Annotated in this window: 1 pseudogene; it reads right to left on the bottom strand. The window is 58.0% G+C overall.

From position 1 onward, the window contains the following. Positions 1 to 257: 257 nt before the first annotated feature. Positions 258 to 443: pseudogene (locus NOG11_RS14875) on the bottom strand (IS110 family RNA-guided transposase); the annotation flags it as partial.

The raw sequence follows: 443 nt of genomic DNA, 5'->3' as shown, positions 1-443 counted from the left end.
TTATGTCTTCTCTAATCGGGCATGGTAGTCGAGCTCCGTTGGTTGTGCTTGGTTCACGTTGGTGTCTGGATCACGCTTCTCTTCGTAGTCTGAGATGGCTTCGTCAGGGTCGAAGCCGCTGCACGCATGTGTGTGACAGGTGATGCGGAGCGCCTCGCTTTTGCGCGTGCTAGGCACACCAGACATAAACGGCGTCATCCGCGCACTTCGTCCAGACACGGATGAACCGAGTGTTCTTGTTCGTCTACGGGGTCAGGTCATGCTGTAGCCTCCGAACGGAACGAGGTCTTGGTCATCCACATGCGGTGGAAGATGACTGCGAGCTTGCGGGCGACGGCCACCGGCACACGGCGGCGACCTTTCGAGCGAATGAGCTTTAGACCCCACATCTTGAGCGGAGAGGGTCTCTTGCATCGAAGCAGGAGCGAGTTCGCCGCCGTGTA

Origin of the sequence: Parvularcula maris (assembly GCF_024505085.1) — a bacterium.
GTDB lineage: Bacteria > Pseudomonadota > Alphaproteobacteria > Caulobacterales > Parvularculaceae > Parvularcula > Parvularcula maris.
Note: the sequence above shows the minus strand (reverse complement) of the source record. Positions and strands in the feature narration are given on the sequence as shown.